This is a genomic window from Conexibacter sp. SYSU D00693, assembly GCF_017084525.1.
Taxonomy (GTDB): Bacteria; Actinomycetota; Thermoleophilia; order Solirubrobacterales; family Solirubrobacteraceae; genus Baekduia.
Genome location: NZ_CP070950.1, coordinates 1,125,949 through 1,149,684 on the forward strand (window position 1 = coordinate 1,125,949; position 23,736 = coordinate 1,149,684).

Below are 23,736 nucleotides of genomic sequence, written 5' to 3' on the forward strand. Positions count from 1 at the left end.
GGCTAGGCGACGGCCTTCATGTGGTCGAGGACCTGGTCGGCCGTCCCGGCCTCGCCGTCGTGGACGACGCGGCCGTCGGCGAGCACGACCAGCCGGTCGGCGTGCGAGGCGGCCTGCGCGTCGTGGGTGACCATGACGACGGTCTGGCCGAACTCGTCGACCGACCGGCGCAGGAGGCCGAGGATCTCCGCGGAGGTCTTCGAGTCGAGGTTGCCGGTGGGCTCGTCGGCGAACACCACGGCGGGCCGGGTGGCCAGGGCGCGGGCGACGGCGACGCGCTGCTGCTGGCCGCCGCTCATCTCCGCGGGGCGGTGGTGCAGGCGGTCGCGCAGGCCGACGGTGTCGATGAGCCGGTCCACCCACGCCTTGTCGGGCTGGGTGCCGCCGATGCGCAGCGGCAGGACGATGTTCTCCTCCGCGCTGAGCACCGGCAGGAGGTTGAACTGCTGGAAGACGAAGCCGACCTTCGTGCGGCGCAGCTCGGTGAGGCGCTTGTCGTCGAGCCCGCCGAGGTCGACGCCGTCGATCGTCACCTGGCCGCCGGTCGGGCGGTCCAGGCCGGCGAGGCAGTGCATCAGCGTCGACTTGCCGGAGCCCGACGGGCCCATGATGGCCGTGAAGGCGCCGGCCGGGAAGTCGATCGTGACGCCCGCGAGGGCCTTCACGGCGGCTTCGCCCGTGCCGTAGGTGCGCTCGAGGTCCTGCGCGGAGACGATGGGGGTGGACATGCCCGGCACGCTCGCACGAGCGTCCACGGCGGAGGGTGCGGCTGCCCGTACCCGGTCCCCTAGGGGCACGTCCGGGGCCGACCCTCATCCGGCGTCCGGGTCGCGGGCGCCCGGGTGCGCGCTAGCGCTTGGCTCGCGAGTGCCTGCGGTTGGCGATCGACCCGCGGAGCTTCTCGCAGTTGCGGATCTCGTCCCGGAAGTCGGCCACGACCAGGTCGATGCCCGGGCCGCAGTCGATCCGGTCGCGTCCGCCTCCGACGGCCTTGATCACGTCGTTGCCCGACCCACCGCGCAGGACGTCGGGGTCGAAGCCGCCGTTGAGCCGGTCGTTGCCGGGGCCGCCGTCGAGGCGGTCCTTGCCGCGGCCGCCCTCGAGCTGATCGTGGCCCTCCTCGCCCAGCACGAGGTCCTTGCCCGTGCGGCCGTAGAGCGCGTCGTTGCCCACGCCCCCGGCGAGCATGTCGTTGCCGGCCTCGCCCTCGAGGTGGTCGTCGCCGCTTCGGCCGAAGAGCTTGTCGTTGCCGTCCTTGCCGAGCAGGAGGTCGGCGTCGGGCAGGACGCCGCGCGGCGCGTCGACGCCCTCGAGGACGTCGTCGCCCGGCGTGCCGGACTGCTTGAGCTGGACGGCCTGGCCGATCGAGCCCGCCTCGGCGCGCTCCTTGCCGCCCAGGACGAAGCCCGCGACCTCGGGCGGCGGCAGCGCCGGCGCCAGGTGCAGGTCGGTGACGTGGCGCTCGCAGTTGACGGGCTGCTCGGCGGCGCCGTAGAGCACGTCGTCGCCGTCGCCGCAGTCGACGAAGCCCAGCGGGACGGCCGAGCGGATGACGTCGTCGCCGGGGCCGCCCAGGATGTGGTCGCGCTTGGCGTCGTAGCCGAGCTCGGACCGCGGGTCGTCCACGACGATCGTGTCGTTGCCGTCGCCGCCCTCGACGATGTCGGCGCCCTCGCCCCCGTTCAGCCAGTCCTGCCCCGGGCCGCCCAGCAGCCGGTCGCTGCCCGACCCGCCGAGCAGGACGTCGTCGCCCTCGCCGCCGTTGACCAGGCGGTCGCTGCCGCGGTTGCCGTCGAGGTAGTCGTCGCCCTGGCCGCCGTCGAGCAGGAGGTCGTTGCCGAAGGCCGACTCGACGATGAAGTCGCTGCCGGGGCCGCCGTAGACGACGTCGTCGCCGTCGCCGCCGTCGAGGATGTCGCCGCCGTGCTCGCCCTCGAGGCGGTCGTTGCCGCTGCCACCGTCGAGCGTGTCGTCGCCGAAGCCGCCCTCGACGCGGTCGTTGGCCGAGCCGCCGAGGAGGTCGTCGTCGGCCCCCACGCCGATGACGCGGTCGGCGCCGAAGCCACCGACGAGGCGGTCGGGCCCGTCGGTGCCGCGCAGGACCTGCCCGTAGTCGGCCCCCGCGGAGACCGCGCAGACGGAGACCGTCGCGAGCACCGCAGCCACCGTGCCGACGACCCGCCGCATGACCGCCGCTGATCTTGCACGACCGTGCCAGGCGTGTCGAGCGGGAACGGACACGTTCACGACGGGCGGCGCGGCGGGCGTCGCCGGGCGGCGGAAGCGGCGCACGGTCCGGGGGCGCGCTGGCAGGATCGACGGCGTGGGATGGATCGGTCAGCGAGCGCTGCGCCCCCCGGTGCGCGCGGCCGGCGGGATGGTCGCCCTGGGCCTCGTCCTGAGCGCCTGCGCCGCCGACGACCAGGCCGGTAGGACGGGCGGCACCGGCGCCATCGCCGGCACCCAGACCGCCGTCCTGCCCACCGCCCCCACCCGCGAGGACGCCGCCCGCCGCGTCGCGCGCCGCTACGTGCGCGCCCTGCGCCGCGGCGACGCCTCCGACGTGTGCGCCACGAGCTCCCGCGCCGCCCGCGGCAAGGCCGGCGGCCCGTGCGACCTGCGCCGGATGGAGCCCCTCACCGGCCCCGTCCCGAAGGTCGGCGTCCCGCAGGTCGACGGCCGCACCGCCTACGTCGCGGTCGACCGTGGCGCGGCCCCGATGCTCCGGCTCACGTTGGTGCGTGAGCAGGGGCGGTGGGGCGTGGACGCGGTGCTAGGGCGGTAGGGCGTCCTCGGGCGCTGCGGCTGCGGCTGCGGCTGCGGCTAGCGCGGTTGGCGTCCCGCTCGGGCGTCGTCCGGGTTCGACGCGTTCGCTGTTCGGCACTGAGGGCGTCGCCGCCCGCGGTCGCGTCCTCCGCGGGCGGTCGTGTGGGTTCGAGCGTCGTGACCCTGTCGATTCCGGCGTGGGACGCCGGGATCGACAGGGTCACGATGGCGCGCGCTCCAACTGCGGACCCGCTCGCAGTTCGTCGCGCCTCGTGTGACGATCCATCGTTGGCAGCAGAGCCTCAACGACACGCGCACCACCACGAACGCCGGCCGGTCCCTCTCTCTCGGTGAAGACCAGCGAGCGCGCCGCACCCAGCGGCCGCCCGAGCGGGACGCCTACGACGCCGCGCCGCCGCCCGACCCGAGGAACCGCAGGACCGCCAGCACGCGCCGGTGGTCCTCCACGGTCGGCGGGAGGTCGAGCTTCGAGAAGATCGAGGTGACGTGCTTCTCGACCGCGCGCTCGGTGACGACGAGCGTCTCGGCGATCGCGTGGTTGGACTTGCCCTCGGCCATGAGGCCCAGGACCTCACGCTCTCGCGGGGAGAGGACGTCGAGCGGGTCCTCGCGGCGGCGGCGGCCCAGGAGGCGGGCGACGACCTCGGGGTCCAGGGCGCTGCCGCCCTCGGCGACGCGCTTGACGGCCTCCACGAAGCGGTCGACGTCGCCGACGCGGTCCTTGAGGAGGTAGCCGATGCCGGAGGCGTCGTCGGAGAGGAGCTCCATGGCCGAGGACTCCTCGATGTAGGCGCTCAGGACGAGCACGCCGACGCCGGGGTGGCGCTCGCGCAGCTCGAGGGCGGCCTTGAGGCCCTCGTCGGTCTGGGTCGGCGGCATGCGAACGTCGACGACCGCGACGTCGGGCTTGTGGGCGCCCACCTTGCGCAGGAGGTCCTCGGCGTCGCCCGCCTGGGCGACGACCTCCATCCCCTGCTCCTCGAGCAGGCGCGCGAGCCCCTCGCGCAGCAGCACAGAATCATCAGCGAGAACGACGCGCATCCCTGTCTCCCCAGTCTCCCCCACCTCAGAACGGCAGCACGGCCCTCACGAGCGTGCCCTCACCGGGCGGCGACACCACGTCCAGGCGACCGTCGAGCGCGGCGACGCGATCGGCGAGCCCACGCAGGCCGGAGCCCGCCGAAGGATCGGCGCCGCCCCTGCCGTCGTCCTGGACCTCCACCACGAGCTGTGCATCCTGGCGGATCGCCCGGACCGATGCGCCTCCGGCGTCGGCGTACTTGGCGAGGTTCGTCAGCGACTCGGCCACCACGAAGTAGGCCGCCGCCTCGACCGCGACGGGCAGGCGCTCCATCGGGACGGCCTCCACCTCGACCGGCACGGGCGCCCGGCCGGCCAGCATCTCCAGCGCCGGGCCGAGGCCGCGGTCGGTGAGGATCGCCGGGTGGATGCCGCGCGCGAGCTCGCGCAGCTCCTCGAGCGCGGCGGCCAGCTCCTCGCGCGCGGCGTCGAGCAGCTGCTCTGCCGCATCGGGGTCCTTGCGGACCTTGCCCTTGGCCAGGCCGAGCTGGAGCGAGAGGGCGACGAGGCGCTGCTGGGCGCCGTCGTGGAGGTTGCGCTCGAGCGCGCGGCGCTCGTGCATCCCGACCTCGATGAGCTTGCGCCGGGACGTCTGGAGCTCGGCGACGCGGGCGCGCAGCTCGGCCTCCAGGCGCTCGTTCTCGAGGGCGAGCGCCGCCGCCGCGCCCGCGGCGCGGACGATCCCGGGCTCGTCGCCCAGCGCCGTGTCGTGGACGATCGCCGCAATCGGGTGGGTGTCCTCCGTCGCGCCTGGGGCGCGGACCTCGGTGAGCATCCGCCCGCGGCCCGGCGGCAGCGGCACGGGCCGGCCGTCGCCGTCGACGTAGCGCTCCTGCTGGCGCGACCAGTAGACGAGCTGCAGCGAGCGGTCGCCCAGGGCGCGCGCCAGCGCGTCGCGCAGGTGCTCGACCGTCGCGCCCTCGTTCAACCGCTCGACGAGCTCCGAGACCGCCCCGGCGCGCGTGTAGCGGCTGCGCGCGAGTCCGAGCAGGAAGGCGAAGGGCAGGAACGCGAAGGCGATGAGCGCGGTCAGCCCCGGGAAGGTCTGAGCGACGTTGCCCGTCCCCACCAGGTCGCCGGTCAGCGTCGCCGTGAGGATCAGCGCGAGCACGAGGCCCGTCCACAGCACCGGCGCCATCGCGCGACGCTGGGGCGGCGAGGCCAGCTGGCGCTTGCGCACGAGCAGGACGAAGAGCGCGGCCACCAGGCCGGCGCCCACGAGCTGGGCGACCGACTCGAAGATCGCCGCCGCGTCGGGCTCGTCCCAGATCGCGAACGCGTTGTCCGGCGCGCCCGGGACCGCGTCGAAGCGCCCGCCCAGCACGTAGTACGGGACGAGCAGGACGAGGACGTTGAGGTAGCCCGTCGCGACGACCGCGCGCCCCGCCGTGGTGCTGATGCGCCCCGTCGGGAACGCGATGAGCATGTGCCCGAGCAGGACGATGTACAGCGGGCTCAGGTACGAGCCGAGCGAGAAGACCAGCGCGTCGTCGCTGTAGGTCAGCCCGGCGGCGAGCCAGGCGAAGCCGACGCCCGTCATGAGGGCGCCGAAGCGGCTGGTGGGCCGGCGGGCCCACGCGAAGAGGCCCGTGCCGACGAAGGCGACGCCGATGAACGGCCCGAGGACCGCCGTGACGACGTCGTCGTCCTCGTGCCCGCTGGTGGCGATGAGCACCGCGTCGACCGCGGCGAACCCGACGGCCAGGACGGCCAGGCCCACCAGCGCCCGGCGCAGCGAGCTCATCGCAGGAGGGCCGTCAGCGCCTCCCCGGAGAGCTCGCCCTTCGGGATGAACCCGCGGGCGCCGCTGCGGCCCACGAGCGGGCCGAAGTCCGAGGGGTCGCGGCTCGACACCATGATCACCGTCGGCGAGTCGTCGCGGCCCGTGATGCGGGAGGCGACGTCGAAGCCGTCGATGTCCGGCAGGTTGACGTCGAGGAGCACCAGGTCGGGGTGCAGCTCGCCGCAACGCTCGATCGCGCTCATGCCGTCGGGCGCCTCGCCGATCACGTCGAAGCCCTCCATCTCCAGCAGGAGGCGGGCGGTCGAGCGGAACGACGGGTGGTCGTCGACGATGAGGACGGTGTGAGCCACTGATCTAGAGGATCGCCGCTGGGACAGGCCTACTTGGTACGGCTTGCCCTACCCCGCGCCTGTGGCGGCGGCGATGGTCCGCAGGGCGTCACCCGGGCTGCCGGCCCCGAACACGGCCGACCCGGCGACGAAGAGGCTGGCGCCCGCGTCAGCGCACGGACCGGCCGTCTGCGCGTCGACCCCGCCGTCGACCTCGACCTCCTTGTCGGGGCCGACGATCGCCCGCAGGCGCTCGAGCCGGCCCAGCGACGCCGGGATGAAGCGCTGGCCGCCCCACCCCGGGTTGACGGTCATCAGCAGCGCGAGGTCGACCTCGACCTCCTCGAAGACCGTGAGCGGCGTGGCGGGGTTCACCGCCAGGCCGGCGCGGCAGCCGTGCTCGCGGACGAGGTCGAGCGTGCGGTGCACGTGCGCGGTGGCCTCGGCGTGGAAGGTGATGCCGCTCGCCCCGGCGCTCGCGAACGCCTCCACCTGGCGCTCCGGGTCGGCGATCATCAGGTGCACGTCGAGGTCGACGTCGGCGAAGCGCCCGCGCAGCGCCTCGACGACGAGCGGGCCCATGGTGATCGGCGGCACGAAGCGGCCGTCCATGACGTCGACGTGGATGACGCTCGCGCCCGCGTCGACGACCTCCTGGACCTGCTCGCCCAGGCGGGCGAAGTCGGCGGACAGGATGCTCGGGGCGATGCGGCGTGTCGGCGGCAAGGGCGCGGGAGCCTAGCCGTCAGACCGCGATGAGCATCGAGCCGCCGCAGTGGTTGCAGACGGTCGTCGCGGTCGAGGCCATCCGGACGATGGTCGAGTGCTCGCCGCACTCGGGGCAGACGGAGCGCAGCTCGAAGCGGTGCAGGCAGTTCACGCACCGGTAGCGCCCCGGCAGGGTCGTCGGGCGAAGCCAGGGCTCACCGCAGCCCGGACAGCGCAAGCTGACCTTCTCAGGCAGCATCGCGGGCAGTGTAGAAGCCGTCGGTGTCGTCCTCGGACGGCAGCGTGCGCCAGTGCTCCGCGCCGGCGACGCGCTCCTCCTGCGGGGAGAGCGTGCAGACCGAGTACACGAGCGTCCCGCCGGGCTTGAGCGCCTCGCGGGCGCGGGCGACGACCTCCTCCTGGATGCCGACGAGCCGCTCGATCGCCTCGGGCGTCACGCGCCAGCGCAGGTCCGGGTGCGTGCGCAGGGTCCCGAGGCCGCTGCACGGCGGGTCGCAGAGGACGCGGTCGTACGGGCCGCCGGCGATCGGGTCGCGGGCGTCCTGCTCGAGGACCCGGACGCATGTCGCGTGCAGGCGCTGGGCGTTGGCGCGCAGCGCCTTGGCGCGCTGCGGATGGACCTCGACCGCGACGACCTCCCCGCGGTCCTGCATGAGCGCCGCGAGGTGCGTCGTCTTGCCGCCGGGCGCGGCGCAGAGGTCCAGGACGCGCTCGCCGGGCTGGGGGTCGACGGTGCGCGCCACCCGCTGGGAGGCGCGCGACTGGGGCGTGATCGCGCCGGCGCGGTAGAGCGGGTGGGCCAGGACGTCCATCGGGCCGTCGACGACGAGCGCGTCGTCCTCGCGGCGGCCGTCGAGGTCGACGGGCGTGCCGGCGAGCGGGTTGACCCGCAGGGCGAGCTCGGCGGGCTCGTTGTCGGCGGCCAGCAGGGCGCGGGTGCGCGCAGCTCCGAGCCAGTCCCACCACAGCTCGACGAGCCAGCGCGGGTGGCTGTGGCGGATCGCGGCGCCGGCCGGGGTGTCGTCGGCCGGGAGCCCGAGGCCCTCGCGCTGGACGCGACGCAGGACGGCGTTGACGAGCTTGGCCCCGGGCGAGGGCTTGGCGAGCTCGACGGACTCGGCGACCGCGGCGTGCGGCGCCACCTCGGTGAACAGCAGCTGGTAGAGGCCGAGGTGCAGCGCGGCGCGCACCGGCGGGTCGAGCTTGCGGTTGGCGAGGCGGTCGACCGCCCAGTCCAGGGTGCCGCGGCGCTGGACGGCGCCGAAGGCCAGGCGCTTGGCCAGCGCCCGCTCGCGCGGGTCCAGGCCCTGCGCCTCGCCGTGCAGCGCGCGATCGGCGAAGGCGCCGTCCTGGAGGGTGCGGCGCACCACCGCGTGGGCGGCGCGGCGGGCGGGGGTCGCGGCAGGCACGTCAGACCGATGGTAGGTGCGTCGGGATCGCGGGAACACGACGGCCATGGCCCAGCGCTCCTCCATGGCCCTCGTCACGGCGCTCACCGCCCTCGTGGCGGCGATGGTGCTCGTCACCGGGGTCGAGGGGACCTCCCCCGTCTTCCTGGCCGGGTCGGTGGTCCTGCTCGTGCTCCTGGCGCTCGTCCTGGGCGACCTGCGCCGGGAGGAGCGCGAGCGGCGCGAGGCGCACCACGCCCGCCGGCGCGAGGCGCAGAACCGCCGGCTGGCGGCGAGCTAGGCGGCGGGCGCCAGGGCGCCCGCGGCGGGCTGGGCCTCGCCGCGCCCACGGACGTAGTCGGCGTAGGCCATCGGGCGGCCCCCGGGCGGCTGGACCTCGAGCAGGCGCAGGCGGCCGTCGCCGGCCACCTCGGCGCGCTGGACGCCCAGCTTCGTGCCGTCGGCGAGCTCGAGGCGGGCGCCCACGTGCGGGTGCAGCGCACGGACCACGTCCACGAGCTCCCGGGCGGGCCTGGCGAGGTCGAGGTCGCGATCGGCCGCGGTGACCTTCTCCGCGTAGGTCACGCCGTCCTCGGGCTGCTCGGCGAACGGCGGGCGCTCGTCGAGGGCCTGGAGCAGCAGCCGGGCGCTGAGCGCCTCGAGCCGCTGGGACAGCGAGGCGAAGTCGTCGTCGGGGAGGATCGGCTCGCGCTCCTGCAGGCAGACCGGGCCGCTGTCCAGCCCGGCCGTCACCCGCATGATCGAGACGCCGGTCTGCGCGTCGCCGGCCATGATCGCCCGCTCCACCGGCGCCGCGCCGCGCCAGCGCGGCAGCAGCGACGGGTGGACGTTGAGCAGCTCGTGCTCGGAGAGCAGCGGCTCCTTGAGCAGCGCGCCGAACGCGCAGACGACCACGGCCTCGGGCCGCTGCGCGGCGATGCGGGCGCGGGCGTCGTCGTCGTTGACCGACGCGGGCTGGAAGACCTCGATGCCGAGCTCCCGCGCGGTGTCGGCGACCGGCGGCGGCGCGAGCTTGCGTCCGCGGCCCTTGGGCGCGTCGGGCCGGGTCACGACGAGCGACGGGCGATGCGGGCTCCCGGCCAGCCGGCGCAGGACGGCCGCGGCGAAGTCGCTCGTGCCGAGGTAGACCGTCGCCAAGGCGGGCTAGGCGGCCTGGCCGTCGAGCGCTGCGCGCAGGACGCGCATGGCCTGCTTGCGCTGGTCGCGCGGCGTGCGGTCGAGGATGAGGACGCCGTCGAGGTGGTCCATCTCGTGCTGGATCACCCGGGCCTCGAGGCCGCTGGCCTCGATGAGCAGCGGGGCGCCCGTCGGGTCCTGCGCACGGACGCGGACGTAGACCGGGCGCTCGACGTCGACCTGCACCCCGGGCAGCGAGAGGCAGCCCTCCTCGGCCCACTCCTCCTCCTTGGAGGACCACTCGAGGACCGGGTTGACCAGCGCGTTGATGGGGCTGTCGTGCTCGACGCGGTAGACGAGGAGGCGATGCGGGATGCCGACCTGGGTGGCGGCCAGGCCGATGCCCAGCGCGTCGTGCATGAGGCCCCCCATGCGGGCGACCTCGTCGCGCAGCGCCTGGTCGAAGTGCTCGACCTCGCGCGCCCTGGTCTTCAGGACCGGGTCGCCGAACTGGCGCACGTGCGCGAGCGCGGCGCGGCGGCGCGCCGCGACCTCGGGGTCCAGGCGCGGGGCCTCGGCCTCCTCGTCGGGGGCGACCTCGACGGTGTCGGGCTGGTCGGCCATCGCCCCCCAGGGTATCCGCGTCCCTAGGTTCGACGGCATGAGCTTCGACACGACGTACGCCGGTCGCCGCGCCGTGGTGGTCGGCGGCACGCACGGCATCGGCCTGGCCATCGCCCAGCGGCTCGTCGACGGTGCAGCAGAGGTCCTCGTCACCGGCCGCGACGCCGCGAAGGTGGCCGAGGCGGCCGCCGCGCTGGGGCCGGCGGCGACGGGGCTGGCCGGCGACGTGACCTCCGAGGACCACCGCAGCGCCCTGGCCGAGCGGGCGGGCGAGGTCGACGCCGTCTTCGTGAACGTGGGCATCGCGGAGGTCGAGCCGTTCGCCGAGGTCAGCGAGGCCTCGGGGACCGCCAGTTCGACGTGAACGCCAAGGGCGCGTTCTTCACCGCCCAGCGGCTCGTCGGGCAGGTCCGGCCCGGCGGCGGGATCGTCTTCACCACCCTCATGGCCCGCACGGCGGCGCCCGGCGACGCGGTCTACAGCGCCACGAAGGCCGCGGTCCGCGCGTTCGCGTTCTCGCTGGCCGCCGAGCTCGTCGGCGACGCCATCCGGGTGAACACCGTCGCGCCGGGGTTCATCGACACGCCGACCTTCGGCGTCGCCGGGATGACCGACGAGGAGCGCGCCGCGGCGTACGAGGAGGGCCGCGCGGCCACCCCGATGGGCCGCCTCGGCGACGCCGACGAGGTCGCCCGCGCCGCCGTCTTCCTCGCGCTCGAGGCCACCTTCACCACCGGGACGGAGCTGGTCGTCGACGGCGGCGTGTCGACCGTCGCCGTCCCCGCCGCATGAACGGTGCCAGGCACCGTTCACTGGGGGTCGACGTCGACGCTGAAGGACGCGCGCTTGTGCTCCCGGCCGCCGGCGACGGCGCGCACGGCGGCGTCGACCGCCGCGATGGCCGGGGCGCGGTCGGGCGCCTTCACGACGACCTGGGCGCGCTCGCGGCCGCGCAGGCGGAACAGCGGGGCCGGGCCGAGCGCCGGGACCCCGTCGAGGTGGTCCTTGACCGCCTGGGCGGCCGCGAGCGGGACGCCGGCGTCCGGGCTGGAGCAGACGATCCGGATGAGCGTGCTGAACGGCGGGTAGCGCAGGGCGCGCCGGCGCTCGAGCTCGCCGCGCAGGAAGCCGTCGCTGTCGTGCTGGGCGGCGAAGGCGATGGCGGGCGCGTCCGGGTCGATCGTCTGGACGAGCACCCTGCCCCGGCCGCCGCGCCCGGCCCGGCCGGCGAGCTGCGTGACGAGGGCGAAGGTCCGCTCCTCGGCGCGGAAGTCCGGGAAGCGCAGCGTGCTGTCGGCGTCGACGACGACGCCGAGATCGACGTCCGGGAAGTCGTGGCCCTTGGCGACGAGCTGCGTGCCGACGAGGACGGCGCGGGGTGCGGCCTGGAAGGCGGCGAGCGTCCGGGCGGCGTCGGCCGTGGCGGCGTCGAGGCGGAAGACCGGGCGGTCGAGCGCGGCGAGCTCGGCCTCGAGGCGCTCGGTGCCCGTGCCGTGGCGGGCGATGGACACCGACCCGCACGCGGTGCACGCCTGCGGGATGCGCTCGCGGTGGCCGCAGTGGTGGCAGGCCAGCAGCCCGTCGTGGCGGTGCAGGACCAGCGCGACGTCGCACTGCGGGCACTGCCAGACGTGGCCGCAGGACCGGCAGGTGAGGAAGTTCGACCACCCCCGGCGGTTGAGCAGCACGATCGCCTTGCGCGCGTCGACGAGCGCCTCGTGCGTGCGCCGGTGCAGCAGGCCGCCCGCCTCGGTGAGGTCGACGACCTCGACGGGCGGCAGCGGCGCGCCGTCGGCGCGGCGGTCGAGCCGGATCCGGGTGAGCGTCGCCAGCGACTCGGGCCGCGGCGTGGCGCTGCCGCACACCAGGACGGCGCCGTGGGCGCGGGCCCGGTGCTCGGCGACGAGCCGCGCGTCGTAGCGCGGGTCGCCCTCGTGCTTGTAGGAGCCGTCGTGCTCCTCGTCGACGACGACGAGCCCGAGGTCGGCCATCGGCGCGAACACCGCCGAGCGCGGCCCGACGCAGACGCGCGCCTCGCCGCTGCGCAGCCGCCGCCACTCGTCGTAGCGCTCGCCGGGGGACAGCTGGGAGTGCAGGACCGCCACGGTGTCGCCGAAGCGCTCGACGACGCGCGAGACCATCTGCGGCGTCAGCCCGATCTCGGGGACCAGGACCAGCACTGCCCGCCCCTCGGCCAGGGTCGTGGCCGCCGCGCGCAGGTAGACCTCGGTCTTGCCCGAGCCGGTGATGCCGTGCAGCAGCAGCCGCTCCCCGGGCCGTGCGCCCTCGATGCGCCGGAGCGCCGCCGCCTGGTCGGCGTTGAGCGCCGGCGGCTCGCGCCGCGTGCCGACCGCGACGTGCTCGGGCGCGCGGCGCACGCCGCGCGGCGCGATCTCCACCAGCCCGCGGCCCTCGAGCCGGCGCAGCGCCTGCAGGTCCTTGCCCGTCGGCCGCGGCAGCGTCGCCAGGAGCGCCCGCTGGTTGTCGGTGAGCCGCTCGCCCTCCTCGGGCGCGCGGGCGGCGTGGGCCCACAGCTCGGTGCGCTCCTTGACCCCCCGCGGCGGCAGGACGAGGCCGAGGCCGCGCGCCGGCGTCGAGCAGTACTCGCGCGCCATCCACAGCGCGAGGTCGACGAGGTCCGGCGGGACCCGGTCGGGCAGCACCCGGATGGGCTGCGCGAGGTCGTGCTCGGAGCGGTCGGCGAGCTCGGTGACCACGGCCCGCAGCGTCTGGTGGCCGAACGGGACCTCGAGCACCGTGCCGACCTGCGCCCCGTCCGGGCGCGCGTAGTCGAACGGCCCGCGCAGCGCCCGAGCCGTCGTCAGCGGCTCGACACGGACCACGGACGTCACCGGGCCAGGGTAGGGTCGGGAGGCGATGGACCTCCACGCGGGCGAGACCGTCGTCTTCGACGGCCATCCGAGCTGGCGCTCGACCATGGGCTTCTACCTCAAGGGCCTGGCCCTGGTGCTCGTCGTCGGCGCGATCGTCTTCGTCGCCGTCGACGAGGTCGCCGGCGGCGTCGCCGCCTTCGTCCTCTTCGACACGGTGGTCCTCCTCGGCCTGCTCAAGCGCGCCGCGACGCGCTACGTCATCACGACCGAGCGCCTGCACATCCGCCGCGGCATCCTCAGCCGCGCGACGCAGGAGACCCGCATCGAGCGCGTGCAGAACGTCAACACGCAGCAGTCGATCCTCGAGCGCCTCCTGCAGGTCGGCACCGTCGACTTCGACACCGCCGGCACCGACGACTCCGAGTTCCGCTTCACCGGTGTCGCCGACCCCGAGGACGTGGTGCGCGCCGTCGACCGCGCCCAGCGCGAGGGGTCGGCGGGGACGCCGGCCCCGACCGCCTGAGGACGACGAAGGGCGGCCCGCCGGCCGCCCCTCGCACGACGTCTGGTGTGTCCGGCGGCGCTAGGCGCTGGCCGGCGCGGAGAGGCCCGCGGCCTCGGCGAGGACCGCGGCCTTGTCGGTGCGCTCCCAGGTGAAGTCCGAGTCCTCGCGGCCGAAGTGGCCGTAGGCGGCGGTCTTCTGGTAGATCGGGCGGTGGAGCTTGAGCTCCTCGCGGAAGGCGCCCGGGCGCAGGTCGAAGTGCTCGTCGACGAGCTGGGCGATCGTGCCGCGGCCGACCTTCTCGGTGCCGAACGTCTCGACCATGACCGAGACGGGGTGCGCGACGCCGATGGCGTAGGCGACCTGGACCTCCGCGCGGTCGGCGAGGCCGGCGGCGACGAGGTTCTTGGCGACCCAGCGCGCCGCGTAGGCGGCCGAGCGGTCGACCTTCGACGGGTCCTTGCCCGAGAACGCGCCGCCGCCGTGGCGGGCCATGCCGCCGTAGGTGTCGACGATGATCTTGCGGCCGGTCAGGCCCGCGTCGCCGACGGGGCCACCGATGACGAAGCGGCCGGTCGGGTTCACGAGGAACGACTTGCGCAGCTTGCCCGCGTCGTAGAGGTCCTTGGGCAGGACCGGCTCGACGACGTGCTCCCAGAGGTCGTCCGGGATGAGGGACTCGGCGCCCTCCTTGTGCTGCGTGGAGATCAGGAGCTTCTCGATCTCGACCGGCTTGCCGTCGCGGTAGCGGACGGAGACCTGGGTCTTGCCGTCGGGACGCAGGTACGGGACGACCTCGGCCTTGCGGACGTCGGCGAGGCGCTTGGCCAGGCGGTGGGCCAGCGAGATCGGCAGCGGCATGAGCTCCGACGTCTCGTTGGAGGCGTAGCCGAACATCATGCCCTGGTCGCCGGCGCCGGCGATGTCGAGCTCGTCGTCGTCGCCGGGCTGCGTGCGCTTCTCGAGCGCGGTGTCCACGCCCTGGGCGATGTCGGCCGACTGCTTGTCGATCGCGTTGAGGACCGCGCAGGAGTCGGCGCTGAAGCCGAGGTCGGCGTCGGTGTAGCCGATCTTGCGGATCGTCTCGCGGGCGATCTCCTGGATGTCGACGTACGTCGACGTGGAGATCTCGCCCGAGACGACGACGAGACCCGTGTTCACGAGGGTCTCACAGGCCACGCGGCCCAGCGGGTCCTCGGCGAGGACCGCGTCGAGCACGCCGTCGGAGATCTGGTCGGCCACCTTGTCCGGGTGGCCCTCCGTCACCGACTCGGAGGTGAAGAGGTACTCGTTGTCGCCGTAAGAGGTCATTGGTCGGTCGAGATTAGCGGTCTTCGACCTCGCGACGACGCGATCCGCGTTCGTTGAAGTCGATGATCACGGGGACGCCGTCCATCCCGAACCTGGCACGCAGGCGGTTCTCGACGAAGTACGCGTAGTCGCGGGTGACGCGGTTGCGCGAGTTGACGGTGATGGCGAAGCGCGGCGGCCGGGTCGAGACCTGCGCCATGTAGAGCAGGCGCAGGCGCGAGCCCTGCTTGGCCGGCGGCTGGCGCTGCTGGACGACCTCGGACAGGAAGCGGTTGAGCTCGGGAGTCGGGATGCGCACCTTCATGCGGTCCGCGAGGCCGACCGCCTCGCTCACCAGCCGCTCCACCCCGCGCCCGGTGAGCGCGCTCATCGTCAGGACCTTGGGCCGCAGCCGCAGCTTGCTGGCCATGCGCGCGCGCTCGTGCAGGAGGTCCTCCTCGGCCATCGGCGAGGCGTCCCACTTGTTCAGGACCAGCGCGGTCGCGCAGCCCTCCTTCATCGCGAGCTCGGCGATGCGCAGGTCCTGGGCCGTGATGCCCTCCCCCGCGTCGCAGACCACGAGCGCCACGTCGGCGCGCTCGACCGCCCGCTGGGACCGCAGCGCCGTGTAGTACTCGACCTGGTCGTCGACGCGCGCCTGCCGGCGGATGCCCGCGGTGTCGACCAGGACGACCTCGCGGCCGCCGACCTCCAGGCGCAGGTCGATCGCGTCGCGCGTGGTGCCCGCGACGTCGGAGACGATCATCCGCGTCTGGCCCGCCAGCCGGTTGACGAGCGTCGACTTGCCGACGTTCGGCCGGCCGATGACGGCCAGGCGCACCGTCTCGTCGTCCTGCTCGGGGGCGTCGCCCTCGTCGGGCAGGAGCTCGACGACGCGGTCCAGCAGGTCGCCCGTGCCGAGGCCCTGGGCGGCGGAGACCGGCTGCGGGTCGCCGAGACCGAGGCGGTGGAAGTCGGCGGCCAGCGCCAGGTCCTTCACCGAGTCGATCTTGTTGGCCGCGACGACCACCGGCTCGGGGCGCCGGCGCAGGAGGTCGGCGAGCTCCTCGTCGCCGGGGCGCACGCCCGCCTGGGCGTCGACGACGAAGACCGCGACCTCGGCGTCCTCGAGCGCGGCGATCGCCTGCTCGCGGATCGAGCCCTGCATCGGGTCCTCGTCGGCCGTGTCCATGCCGCCGGTGTCGATGAGCGTGAACCGCCGGCCGTTCCACTCGCAGTCGACCTCGTGGCGGTCGCGGGTCACGCCCGAGCGCTCGTGGACGACGGCCTGGCGCGTCCCGCTCAGGCGGTTGACCAGCGAGCTCTTGCCCACGTTGGGGTAGCCGACGACCGCGACCTTCATCGCGCCGCCCCGTGCTCGCGGGCCAGGGAGGCGATCCGCTCGACCACCTCGTCGATCGTCAGACCCGTCGTGTCCACGTCCACCGCGTCGTCTGCCCGGCGCAGCGGCGCGTGCTCGCGCTCCTCGTCGCGGCGGTCGCGCTCCACGACCTCCTCGACGGGGACCTCGCGGCGGCGTGCGCGCTCGGCCGGGTCGGCGGTGAGGAAGACCTTCAGCCCCGCGTCGGGCGCCACGACGGTCCCGACGTCGCGCCCCTCGGCGACCCAGTCGCCCGCGGCCAGCAGCGCCTGCTGCCGGGCCAGGAGCGCGGCGCGCACCGCCGGCTCGGTCGCCCGGCGCGAGGCCTCCTGGGCGACCTCGGGCGTGCGGATGTCGACCGACACGTCACGGCCGTCGAGCAGGACGGCGTCGCCGTCGAAGGCGATGTCGAGCGTCGCCGGGTCGCGACCGGGCCCGGCCAGCGCGACGCAGCGGAACATCGCCCCGGTGTCGAGGTACGTGAAGCCGAGGGCCTGCGCGACCGCCCGGGCGACGGTCGACTTGCCGGCCCCGGCGGGGCCGTCGATGGCGACGATCATGCGCTCGCCAGTGTGGCGAAGTCGTCGGTGAAGCCGGGGTACGAGACCGCCGCGGCGTCCATCCCCTCGACGGTCACGCCCTCGCGGGAGGCCATGCCGGCCACCGCGCCGAGCATCGCCAGGCGGTGGTCGCCGTGCGAGGAGATCGTCCCGCCGCGCAGCTCGCCGGTGCCCTGGACGACGAAGCCGTCGTCGGTGGCCTCGATCGAGGCGCCGAGGCCGCGCAGCCCGTCGACGACGGCGGTGATGCGGTCGGACTCCTTGAGCTTGAGCTCCTGCGCCCCGCGCACGACGGTCTCGCCCTCGGCGAAGACGCCGAGCAGCGCGACGAGCGGCAGCTCGTCGATCGCCAGCGGGACCTCGTCGGCCTCGACCGTCGTGCCGACGAGCGGGCCGGCGGCGACGTCGAGGTCGCTCACGGGCTCGCCCGCGCGGACGTCGTCGCCCGGGTCCTCCTCGAGGTCGCCCACGACGATCCCCCCCATGCGCTGCACGATGCGGTGGAAGCCCGTGCGCGTCCAGTTGGTCCCGGTGGCGCGGATGACGATCCGCGAGCCCCGCACGAGCACCCCCGCCGCGATCCAGAACGCGGCCGACGACGGGTCTCCGGGCACGACGAGGTCCTCGAGCAGCAGCTCGTCGACGTTCGTGACGCAGAGCTGGTCGCCCGTGCGCCGCAGCGTCACGCCGGAGGCGGCGAGCATCCGCTCGGTGTGGTCGCGGCTGGGCTTGGGCTCGGTGATCGTCGTCGCCCCGTCGGCGGTGAGGCCGGCGATGAGGACGCACGACTTCACCTGGGCGCTGGCCACCGGCAGCGTGTAGTCGATGGCGTGCAGCCGGCGGCCGTGGACGGCGAAGGGCGGGAAGCGCCCGTCGGTCGCCTCGATCCCGGCGCCCATCAGCCGCAGCGGCTCGGCGATGCGGTCGACGGGCCGGCGGCGGATCGAGCTGTCGCCGTCGAGGTGGTAGGTCCGGCCCGGCTGCGCCGCGAGCCAGCCGGGCAGCAGCCGCATGAGCGTCCCCGCGTTGCCGACGTCGATCGGCGCGTCGGGGACCTGCGCCTCGCGCAGGCCCGAGCCGCGGACGACGACCTCGTCGGCGTGGACCTCGACGATCGCGCCGAGCGCGCGCATGGCGTCGAGCGTCGACGTCGTGTCGGCCGCGTGCAGGTAGCCGCGGATGCGCACCGGGTCGGCGGCCATCGCGCCGAAGATCGCGGCGCGGTGCGAGATCGACTTGTCGGTGGGCGGGGTGACCTCGCCGCGCAGGGCGTCCACGGGGTCGAAGCGGGCGGTGGTCACGTGACGGCGAACCCCAGGTCGGCGACGAGCCCGTGCGCGCGCGCCGCGGCGTCCTGGGCGACCCAGAGCGCGACGACCCCGCTGGTCCCGTCGGGCGACGGGCTGAGGCTCATGTCGGAGATGTTGATGCCCGCGCGGGCGAGCGTGAGGGCGAGGTCGGCGACGACCCCGGGGCGGTTGGGCACGGCGACGCGCAGCTCCGTGCGTGGGCCTCCGGTGAGCCCGACCTCGAGCAGCGCGCGGCGGTGCTCGCCGGCGGCGGCCTGCCAGGCCTCGAGGCTCTCGCCCGCCGCGAGCTGGTCGCGGACGTCGCGCAGGCGCCCGAGCGCGTCGTCCAGGCGCTCGACCAGCGCGTCGCGGTTGCCGGCGTAGATCTGCGCCCACAGCGCCGGGTTGGCGCCTGCGACCCGGGTGGCGTCGCGGAACGACGGGCCGGTCGGCGGCAGGCGCTCGCCGCCCAGCGCCTCGGCGACCTGCGCGACGAGGACGTTGGCCACGACGTGCGGCAGGTGCGAGACGGCGGCCATGAGGCGGTCGTGCTCGGCGGGATCGACGTGCGTGGGCACCGCGCCCAGCGCGGCGGTGAAGCGGTGGACGCGCTCGAGCAGCAGGCCGGAGGTCGCCGAGGTCGGCGTGAGGTACCAGGTCGCGTCCTCGAAGAGGTCGGCCCGGGCGTGGCGCACGCCGGTGGCCTCGGCGCCGGCCAGCGGGTGGCCGCCGACGAAGCGCTCGTCGACGCTCGCGGCCACGATGGCGGACTTCGTCGACCCCACGTCGGTGACCGCCGTCTCGGGCCCGGCGGCGGCCAGCGCGGTGGCGACCATGGCGGGCAGGGCCGCCACGGGCGCGGCGACCACGACGAGGTCGGCCCCGGCGACGGCCTCGGCGGGCTCGCGTGCCGCGGCGTCCACGACCCTGGCCTCCAGCGCCTCCGCGAGCGCCGCGCCGTCGGGGTCCCACCCCGTCACGTGCGCGCCCGCGCGCAGGCGCGCGGCGAGCGCGACCGAGCCGCCGATGAGCCCGACGCCGAGGACGGCGACGCGGCTGGCGGGCGGGGCGGTCATGCGCTCCGCATCCTGGCAGAGCGCAGGGCCGCCCCTCCCTGACGTCTAGGCGACCGCCGGCGCGCTCTCGCGCAGCGGCAGCTTGCCGGCGAGCATCGCCGCCTGCTCGACCTTCGCGGCGTAGGCCGCGAACTCGGACGCGACGAGCGCCTGGGGGCCGTCGCAGACCGCCTGCTCGGGGTCCGGGTGGGTCTCGACGATGATGCCGTCGGCCCCCACCGCGGCCGCGGCGAGCGACAGCGGCTCGACGAGGTCGCGCCGGCCCGCGGCGTGCGAGGGGTCGACGACGACGGGCAGGTGCGTCATCTCCTTGAGCACCGGGACCGCCATGAGGTCCAGCGTGAAGCGGTAGGCCGTCTCGAAGGTCCGGATGCCGCGTTCGCACAGCAGGACGTGCTCGTTGCCCTCCTTGAGGACGTACTCCGCCGCCATCAGCAGCTCCTCCAGCGTGCTGGACAGCCCGCGCTTGAGCAGCACGGGCCGGCCGGCGCGGCCGAGCTCGGTGAGCAGCGTGTAGTTCTGCATGTTGCGCGCGCCGACCTGGATGACGTCGGCGACCTCGAGGACCGGCTCGAGGTCCCGGACGTCCATCAGCTCGGTGACGATCGGCAGGCCGGTGCGGTCCTTGGCCTCGCCGAGCAGGCGCAGGCCGGCCTCGCCGAGGCCCTGGAAGGAGTAGGGCGAGGTGCGGGGCTTGTAGGCGCCCCCGCGGAACATCGAGGCGCCCGCCGAGAGGCAGACGTCGGCGGTGTCGAGCACCTGCTCGCGCGACTCGACGGTGCACGGGCCGGCGATCAGGGCGAAGTGCTCGCCGCCGATCTTCGCGCCGCCGATGTCGAAGACGGAGCGCTCGCCGCCGCGCAGCTGCGTCGAGGCGAGCTTGTAGGGCTTGAGGATCGGCACGACCTTGTCGACGCCGGGCGCGCCCTCGAGGCCGAGGCGGGCGACGTGCTCGCGGTCGCCGATGGCGCCGATCACGGTCACCTCCTCGCCGCGGCTGGGGTGGGCGGTGGCGCCGACCGACCGGATCCGGTCGATCACGTGGTCGACCTGCTCCTCGGTGGCCGACGACTTCATCACGATCATCATGGTGCTGCGGGCTCCTGCTTCTGGCGAGACGGACGGGACGTACTGCGTCGAGGCGGCGCTCGGTCTCGCGGACCAGTGGTGCGGGAAGCTGCGCGGGCAGCCGACCGAGCGCCTAGCTAAATCGCCAGGGCCAGGCATACGACGGGCGGCCGAAGGAGAGGGCGTAGATGTCGACCGCGCGACGCATCTGACGCGGTCAGTGTTGCAAACCGCGTGCCGACCGCCAAGCGGGCGGCGGACGGGCTAGCGCCCGAGCAGGTCGCCCAGCTCGCGCAGGAAGCGCGCGTTCTGGGCGGGGGTGCCGTAGGTGACGCGCAGCGCGCCGGGCTTGCCGAGCGCCGTCCCGGAGCGCACGAGCACGCCGCGCTCGGCCAGCGCCCGGACGATCCCCTGCTCGTGCTCGCCGGCGTCCTGGCCGTCGGGCGTGGGCAGGTCGAACCAGGCGAAGTTCGCGTGCGACTGGGCGGGGGTGATGCCGAGGTCGTCCAGGCCGTCCTCGAGCTCGACCCGCGCGACGACCGCGCGCTCGACGCGGGCGGCGACCGCGTCCTGGTGCTTGAGCGCCTCGATGGCCGCGGCCTGGGCGGCGGCGTTGCAGAAGAAGGGCTGGCGGACCTGGTTGACGGCCGTCACGAACGCCTCGTCGGCGGCCAGGCCGTAGCCCACGCGCAGGCCGCAGAGCCCGTAGACCTTCGAGAAGGTGCGCAGCAGCACGAGGTTGCCGAACTGCCCGAGGAGGTCGAGCGACGCGTCGGGGTCGTCGAGCGTCGAGAACTCGCAGTAGGCCTCGTCGAGGATGACGCAGACGTGCGAGGGGACCTGCTCGAGGAACCGCGCGACCTGCTCGGTGGAGAGCGCGGTGCTGGTGGGGTTGTTCGGGTTGCAGACCAGGACCAGGCGCGTGGCGGCGGTGACCTCGCGCGCCATCGCGTCGAGGTCGTGCTCCTCGCGGTCGTTGAGCGGGACCGCGACGGCGCGGGCGCCCGTCGCGGCGGCGAGGTGCGGGTAGACGCTGAACGACGGCCACGCGTAGACGACCTCCGCCCCGGGCTCGAGCAGCGCGTCGCCGGCGGCGAGCAGGACGTCGCAGGAGCCGTTGCCGATCGCGATGCGCTGGGCCGGGACGCCGGTGCGGTCGCTCAGCGCGCGGCGCAGGGCGGCGTTCGTCGGGTCCGGGTAGCGGTTGAGCCCCCCGAGGACGCTCGTGATCGCCTCGACGACCTCCGGCAGCGGCGGCTCGGGCGACTCGTTGGAGGCCAGGAGCGCGACGTCCTCGGGCAGCGCGTACGCGCTCGCCGCGGGGTAGACGGGGATGCGGCGGACCGCCTCGGCGAACTCCAGGGCCATGGGCTCGAGGCTACTGCGCGGCCTCGAGGTCCGACCGCAGGGCGCGGGCCTCGCGGAGGTACACGTGCCGGGCCTCGTGGTCCTCGGGCGCGTGGTAGTGCAGCAGCAGCCGGATGACCCGCGGCAGCGACCCGGGGACAGGGATCTCGCGGCTGCACAGCAGCGGCACCTTGTCGAAGCCCAGGCGCCGCGCCGCGACCGCGGGGAACTGGGCGGTCAGGTCCTCGGTGCAGGTGAAGATCGCCGAGACGCAGTCGTCCGGGCCGATCGTGTTGCGCTCCATGACCTCGCGCAGGAGCTCCTCGGTGGCCTCGAGGATCTGGTCGGCGTCGTCGGCCTCGACGGTGACGGCGCCGCGGAGCGCGAAGAGCTGCACGGGCCGGGACGCTAGCGAGCCGGCGGGCGGCGGCGCCGCTGCGCCTTGGGAGCCGCGCGCAGCGCGCGCTCCTCGTCGGGCGTGAGCTCGCGGCTGTCGCCGACCTTGAGGCGTCCCAGGCGCAGCGGGCCGATCGCGACGCGCTGGAGCTCCTGCACCGGATGGCCGACCTCCTCGCACATCCGGCGCACCTGGCGCTTGCGGCCCTCGGTGATCTGGAGCTCGATCGCGTGCGGGGTGAGGCGGCGCACCTTCGCGGGCAGCGTCGGGCCGTCGTCGAGCTCGACGCCCTGGCGCAGGCGGCGCAGCGCCTTGTCGTGCACCGGCGGGCCGCCCACCTTCGCGACGTAGGTCTTCGGGACCTCGTAGCGCGGGTGCGTCAGGCGCTCGGCCAGCTCGCCGTCGTCGGTGAGGAGGATGAGGCCGGTGGTGTCGGCGTCGAGGCGACCGACCGGGTACAGCCGGCGCTCGCCGGCCTCGACGAGGTCGACGACGGTCGGGCGGCCGTGGGTGTCCTGCGCGGTCGACACGACGCCCTTGGGCTTGTGGAGCATGACCACGGCGTGGCGGCCCTGGGGGCGCACGAGCCGCCCGTCGACCTCGACGTTCGAGTGCTCGTCGACCGGCGTGGCGGGGTCCAGGACGACGTCGCCGTCGACGGCCACGCGGCCGGCGCGGACCACGTCCTCGGAGTGGCGCCGCGAGGCGACCCCCGCGTGCGCCAGGTACTTGCCCAGCCGCACGGCCCGGGACCGTAGCCGCGAGCGGCCTACGATGGTGTCCCGTGGACCTCGACCTCCTCCAGCGCACGCTCGACGAGCTGGGCCAGCCGCGCTTCCGCGCCAAGCAGGTGTGGGAGTGGGCCGCCCGCGGCGCCGCGGGCTACGACGCCATGACCAACGTCCCGGCCGCGCTGCGCGAGGAGCTCGCCGCGCGCGTGCCGTTCTCGACGCTCGAGGTCGAGCGCGAGGCGCTGGCCAAGGACGGGACGCTCAAGGTCCTGTTCCGCACCGCCGACGGTCGCCCGATCGAGGCCGTGCTCATGCGCTACCGCGACGGCCGGCGCTCGATCTGCGTCTCCTCGCAGTCCGGCTGCCCCCTGACCTGCACCTTCTGCGCGACGGGGACGATGAAGTTCGGCCGCAACCTCACGGCGAGCGAGGTCCTCGACCAGGTCCTGCACTTCCGCCGCATCGAGCCGGTCGACCACCTCGTCTTCATGGGCATGGGCGAGCCGCTCATGAACCTCGACCACGTCCTGGCCGCCGTCGAGCGGCTGCCGGACGTCGGCATCACGAACCGCCGCACGGGCATCAGCACCGTCGGCTGGGTCCCGGGCATCGACCGCCTCGCCGCGTCGCCCTTCCCCGTCCGCCTGGCCCTCTCGCTCCACGCGCCCGAGGACGCCCTGCGCTCCCAGATCATGCCGGTGAACGACCGGTACTCGATCGAGGAGGTCCTCGCCGCCTGCGAGCGCTTCTACGAGGCCAAGCGCCGCCAGGTCTTCGTGGAGTACGTGATGCTCAAGGGCGTCAACGACCACCACGCCCACGCGGTCGGCCTCGCCCAGCTCCTCGACCCGCGGATCTACAAGCTCAACCTCATCCCGTACAACCCGACGGGCTCCTACGACGGCTCGTCGCGCGACGCGATCGCCGCGTTCCGCGCGGTGCTCGAGGAGCACGGGCTCACCGCCACGGTGCGGTTGACGCGCGGGCAGGACATCGACGCCGCGTGCGGGCAGCTGGCGGCGAAGGCGCCGGCGTAGGGCTGCGGCTGCGGCCGGCGCGTTGCGCTCGGGCGCTTGCGTGGCCTGAGGCGGTCGCTGGTCAGCAGCGAGGAGGGGGAGCACGGCGCGGCCGCGTCCTCCGCGGGCGGTCGTGCGGGTTCGAGCGCGGTGCGTGACGCCTCGTGCATGCATCACATGCACGAGGCGTCACGCAGGACGACCACGCTCCCTGACCCTGTCGATTCCGGTCTGGCACGCCGGAGATGACAGGGTCACGGTCGATCGGGGCCGGATGGACCGCCCGCACGCCTCGCGCACCACCGCAACCGCCGGCTCCCTGCCCTCCCTCACTGCCCAACAGCGACGAACCCGACCTCCACCCGCGCGTCTGCGCGAGCGCGCGGCGGCGGCTGGTCGGCACCGAGGAGGGGGGCACGTCGCGTCC

24 protein-coding genes and 1 pseudogene are annotated in these 23,736 nt (G+C 74.8%); 5 read left to right on the forward strand and 20 right to left on the reverse strand.

The features are described from left to right. Positions 1 to 2: 2 nt before the first annotated feature. Positions 3 to 728 carry an ABC transporter ATP-binding protein gene (locus JUB12_RS05675; RefSeq protein WP_205698654.1) on the reverse strand — a complete coding sequence of 242 codons (726 nt, stop codon included), beginning with the start codon at positions 726 to 728 and terminating at the stop codon, positions 3 to 5. Between the two features lie 121 nt (positions 729 to 849). After that, the gene (locus JUB12_RS05680) at positions 850 to 2,187 is read right to left on the reverse strand and encodes a calcium-binding protein (RefSeq protein WP_205698655.1); all 1,338 of its coding nucleotides are present in this window, start codon (positions 2,185 to 2,187) and stop codon (positions 850 to 852) included. A 172-nt stretch (positions 2,188 to 2,359) separates the two neighbouring features. On the opposite strand from JUB12_RS05680, the gene JUB12_RS05685 reads away from it, so the two are divergent. Beyond that, positions 2,360 to 2,785, forward strand: a complete 426-nt coding sequence (locus JUB12_RS05685) for a hypothetical protein (protein WP_205698656.1) — start codon at positions 2,360 to 2,362, stop codon at positions 2,783 to 2,785. Between the two features lie 380 nt (positions 2,786 to 3,165). Here the strand turns inward: JUB12_RS05685 and JUB12_RS05690 are convergent, their stop codons facing one another. The 6 genes from JUB12_RS05690 to rsmB are packed head-to-tail and all read right to left on the reverse strand — an operon-like array spanning position 3,166 to position 8,078. After that, positions 3,166 to 3,828 carry a response regulator transcription factor gene (locus JUB12_RS05690; RefSeq protein WP_205698657.1) on the reverse strand — a complete coding sequence of 221 codons (663 nt, stop codon included), beginning with the start codon at positions 3,826 to 3,828 and terminating at the stop codon, positions 3,166 to 3,168. A gap of 25 nt (positions 3,829 to 3,853) precedes the next feature. Then, the gene (locus JUB12_RS05695; RefSeq protein ID WP_205698658.1) at positions 3,854 to 5,611 is read right to left on the reverse strand and encodes a histidine kinase; all 1,758 of its coding nucleotides are present in this window, start codon (positions 5,609 to 5,611) and stop codon (positions 3,854 to 3,856) included. Beyond that, the gene (locus tag JUB12_RS05700) at positions 5,608 to 5,961 is read right to left on the reverse strand and encodes a response regulator transcription factor (protein WP_205698659.1); all 354 of its coding nucleotides are present in this window, start codon (positions 5,959 to 5,961) and stop codon (positions 5,608 to 5,610) included. The genes JUB12_RS05695 and JUB12_RS05700 overlap by 4 nt, the downstream gene beginning before the upstream one ends. Before the next feature lie 48 nt (positions 5,962 to 6,009). Continuing rightward, complete coding sequence (gene rpe, locus JUB12_RS05705; protein WP_205698660.1) at positions 6,010 to 6,666, reverse strand: ribulose-phosphate 3-epimerase; 657 nt, start codon at positions 6,664 to 6,666, stop codon at positions 6,010 to 6,012. 19 nt (positions 6,667 to 6,685) lie between these two features. Further along, positions 6,686 to 6,907, reverse strand: a complete 222-nt coding sequence (locus JUB12_RS05710; protein WP_205698661.1) for a zinc-ribbon domain-containing protein — start codon at positions 6,905 to 6,907, stop codon at positions 6,686 to 6,688. Beyond that, a complete protein-coding gene (gene rsmB / locus JUB12_RS05715) occupies positions 6,897 to 8,078 on the reverse strand; it encodes a 16S rRNA (cytosine(967)-C(5))-methyltransferase RsmB (protein WP_205698662.1) in 1,182 nt (393 codons plus the stop codon). The genes JUB12_RS05710 and rsmB overlap by 11 nt, the downstream gene beginning before the upstream one ends. Positions 8,079 to 8,124: 46 nt before the next feature. Between rsmB and JUB12_RS05720 the strand changes: the two genes are divergently transcribed. Then, the gene (locus JUB12_RS05720) at positions 8,125 to 8,358 is read left to right on the forward strand and encodes a hypothetical protein (protein WP_205698663.1); all 234 of its coding nucleotides are present in this window, start codon (positions 8,125 to 8,127) and stop codon (positions 8,356 to 8,358) included. Here JUB12_RS05720 and JUB12_RS05725 read toward each other — a convergent pair. Both JUB12_RS05725 and def read right to left on the reverse strand, forming a co-directional pair. Further along, a complete protein-coding gene (locus JUB12_RS05725; RefSeq protein ID WP_205698664.1) occupies positions 8,355 to 9,215 on the reverse strand; it encodes a methionyl-tRNA formyltransferase in 861 nt (286 codons plus the stop codon). The two genes, JUB12_RS05720 and JUB12_RS05725, sit on opposite strands and share 4 nt — an antisense overlap. Positions 9,216 to 9,221: 6 nt before the next feature. Then, on the reverse strand, positions 9,222 to 9,818 hold the full coding sequence (gene def / locus JUB12_RS05730; protein ID WP_205698665.1) for a peptide deformylase: 597 nt from the start codon (positions 9,816 to 9,818) through the stop codon (positions 9,222 to 9,224). Between the two features lie 37 nt (positions 9,819 to 9,855). On the opposite strand from def, the pseudogene JUB12_RS22315 reads away from it, so the two are divergent. Further along, positions 9,856 to 10,610 (forward strand): annotated as a pseudogene (locus JUB12_RS22315) (SDR family oxidoreductase). Positions 10,611 to 10,627: 17 nt separating this feature from the next. On the opposite strand, the gene priA reads toward JUB12_RS22315, so the two are convergent. Further along, the gene (gene priA, locus JUB12_RS05745; RefSeq protein ID WP_205698668.1) at positions 10,628 to 12,670 is read right to left on the reverse strand and encodes a primosomal protein N'; all 2,043 of its coding nucleotides are present in this window, start codon (positions 12,668 to 12,670) and stop codon (positions 10,628 to 10,630) included. Positions 12,671 to 12,695: 25 nt separating this feature from the next. Here priA and JUB12_RS05750 point away from each other — a divergent pair, with 25 nt between their 5' ends. Continuing rightward, positions 12,696 to 13,175, forward strand: a complete 480-nt coding sequence (locus JUB12_RS05750) for a PH domain-containing protein (RefSeq protein ID WP_205698669.1) — start codon at positions 12,696 to 12,698, stop codon at positions 13,173 to 13,175. Between the two features lie 60 nt (positions 13,176 to 13,235). On the opposite strand, the gene metK is transcribed toward JUB12_RS05750, so the two are convergent. The 9 genes from metK to JUB12_RS05795 form a co-directional block, all read right to left on the reverse strand. Beyond that, positions 13,236 to 14,465: a methionine adenosyltransferase gene (metK, locus tag JUB12_RS05755; protein ID WP_205698670.1), complete on the reverse strand. Its 1,230-nt coding sequence runs from the start codon at positions 14,463 to 14,465 to the stop codon at positions 13,236 to 13,238. A 13-nt stretch (positions 14,466 to 14,478) separates the two neighbouring features. After that, a complete protein-coding gene (gene der / locus JUB12_RS05760; protein ID WP_205698671.1) occupies positions 14,479 to 15,807 on the reverse strand; it encodes a ribosome biogenesis GTPase Der in 1,329 nt (442 codons plus the stop codon). Further along, entirely contained in the window at positions 15,804 to 16,385 is a 582-nt protein-coding gene (gene cmk / locus JUB12_RS05765; protein WP_205698672.1) for a (d)CMP kinase, read from the reverse strand. Before cmk ends, der begins: the two co-directional genes overlap by 4 nt. Beyond that, entirely contained in the window at positions 16,382 to 17,686 is a 1,305-nt protein-coding gene (gene aroA, locus JUB12_RS05770; protein WP_205698673.1) for a 3-phosphoshikimate 1-carboxyvinyltransferase, read from the reverse strand. The genes cmk and aroA overlap by 4 nt, the downstream gene beginning before the upstream one ends. Continuing rightward, positions 17,683 to 18,750 carry a prephenate dehydrogenase/arogenate dehydrogenase family protein gene (locus JUB12_RS05775; protein WP_205698674.1) on the reverse strand — a complete coding sequence of 356 codons (1,068 nt, stop codon included), beginning with the start codon at positions 18,748 to 18,750 and terminating at the stop codon, positions 17,683 to 17,685. Before JUB12_RS05775 ends, aroA begins: the two co-directional genes overlap by 4 nt. 45 nt (positions 18,751 to 18,795) lie before the next feature. Further along, positions 18,796 to 19,836, reverse strand: coding sequence for a 3-deoxy-7-phosphoheptulonate synthase (aroF, locus tag JUB12_RS05780; RefSeq protein WP_205699709.1), 1,041 nt, complete (start codon positions 19,834 to 19,836; stop codon positions 18,796 to 18,798). A gap of 246 nt (positions 19,837 to 20,082) precedes the next feature. Further along, positions 20,083 to 21,186, reverse strand: a complete 1,104-nt coding sequence (hisC, locus tag JUB12_RS05785) for a histidinol-phosphate transaminase (RefSeq protein ID WP_205698675.1) — start codon at positions 21,184 to 21,186, stop codon at positions 20,083 to 20,085. A gap of 10 nt (positions 21,187 to 21,196) precedes the next feature. After that, on the reverse strand, positions 21,197 to 21,562 hold the full coding sequence (gene aroH / locus JUB12_RS05790; RefSeq protein WP_205698676.1) for a chorismate mutase: 366 nt from the start codon (positions 21,560 to 21,562) through the stop codon (positions 21,197 to 21,199). Between the two features lie 11 nt (positions 21,563 to 21,573). After that, positions 21,574 to 22,305: a pseudouridine synthase gene (locus JUB12_RS05795; RefSeq protein ID WP_205698677.1), complete on the reverse strand. Its 732-nt coding sequence runs from the start codon at positions 22,303 to 22,305 to the stop codon at positions 21,574 to 21,576. A 41-nt stretch (positions 22,306 to 22,346) separates the two neighbouring features. Between JUB12_RS05795 and rlmN the strand changes: the two genes are divergently transcribed. Beyond that, entirely contained in the window at positions 22,347 to 23,330 is a 984-nt protein-coding gene (rlmN, locus tag JUB12_RS05800; protein WP_205698678.1) for a 23S rRNA (adenine(2503)-C(2))-methyltransferase RlmN, read from the forward strand. Positions 23,331 to 23,736: the final 406 nt, after the last annotated feature.

Coding starts and splice junctions, on each gene's coding strand:
- JUB12_RS05675 (WP_205698654.1), bottom strand. CDS start 728: ATGTCCACCCCCATCGTCTCCGCGCAGGACCTCGAGCGCACCTACGGC.
- JUB12_RS05680 (WP_205698655.1), bottom strand. CDS start 2,187: ATGCGGCGGGTCGTCGGCACGGTGGCTGCGGTGCTCGCGACGGTCTCC.
- JUB12_RS05690 (WP_205698657.1), bottom strand. CDS start 3,828: ATGCGCGTCGTTCTCGCTGATGATTCTGTGCTGCTGCGCGAGGGGCTC.
- JUB12_RS05695 (WP_205698658.1), bottom strand. CDS start 5,611: ATGAGCTCGCTGCGCCGGGCGCTGGTGGGCCTGGCCGTCCTGGCCGTC.
- JUB12_RS05710 (WP_205698661.1), bottom strand. CDS start 6,907: ATGCTGCCTGAGAAGGTCAGCTTGCGCTGTCCGGGCTGCGGTGAGCCC.
- JUB12_RS05720 (WP_205698663.1), top strand. CDS start 8,125: ATGGCCCAGCGCTCCTCCATGGCCCTCGTCACGGCGCTCACCGCCCTC.
- def (WP_205698665.1), bottom strand. CDS start 9,818: ATGGCCGACCAGCCCGACACCGTCGAGGTCGCCCCCGACGAGGAGGCC.
- JUB12_RS05750 (WP_205698669.1), top strand. CDS start 12,696: ATGGACCTCCACGCGGGCGAGACCGTCGTCTTCGACGGCCATCCGAGC.
- metK (WP_205698670.1), bottom strand. CDS start 14,465: ATGACCTCTTACGGCGACAACGAGTACCTCTTCACCTCCGAGTCGGTG.
- der (WP_205698671.1), bottom strand. CDS start 15,807: ATGAAGGTCGCGGTCGTCGGCTACCCCAACGTGGGCAAGAGCTCGCTG.
- cmk (WP_205698672.1), bottom strand. CDS start 16,385: ATGATCGTCGCCATCGACGGCCCCGCCGGGGCCGGCAAGTCGACCGTC.
- JUB12_RS05775 (WP_205698674.1), bottom strand. CDS start 18,750: ATGACCGCCCCGCCCGCCAGCCGCGTCGCCGTCCTCGGCGTCGGGCTC.
- aroF (WP_205699709.1), bottom strand. CDS start 19,836: ATGATCGTGATGAAGTCGTCGGCCACCGAGGAGCAGGTCGACCACGTG.
- hisC (WP_205698675.1), bottom strand. CDS start 21,186: ATGGCCCTGGAGTTCGCCGAGGCGGTCCGCCGCATCCCCGTCTACCCC.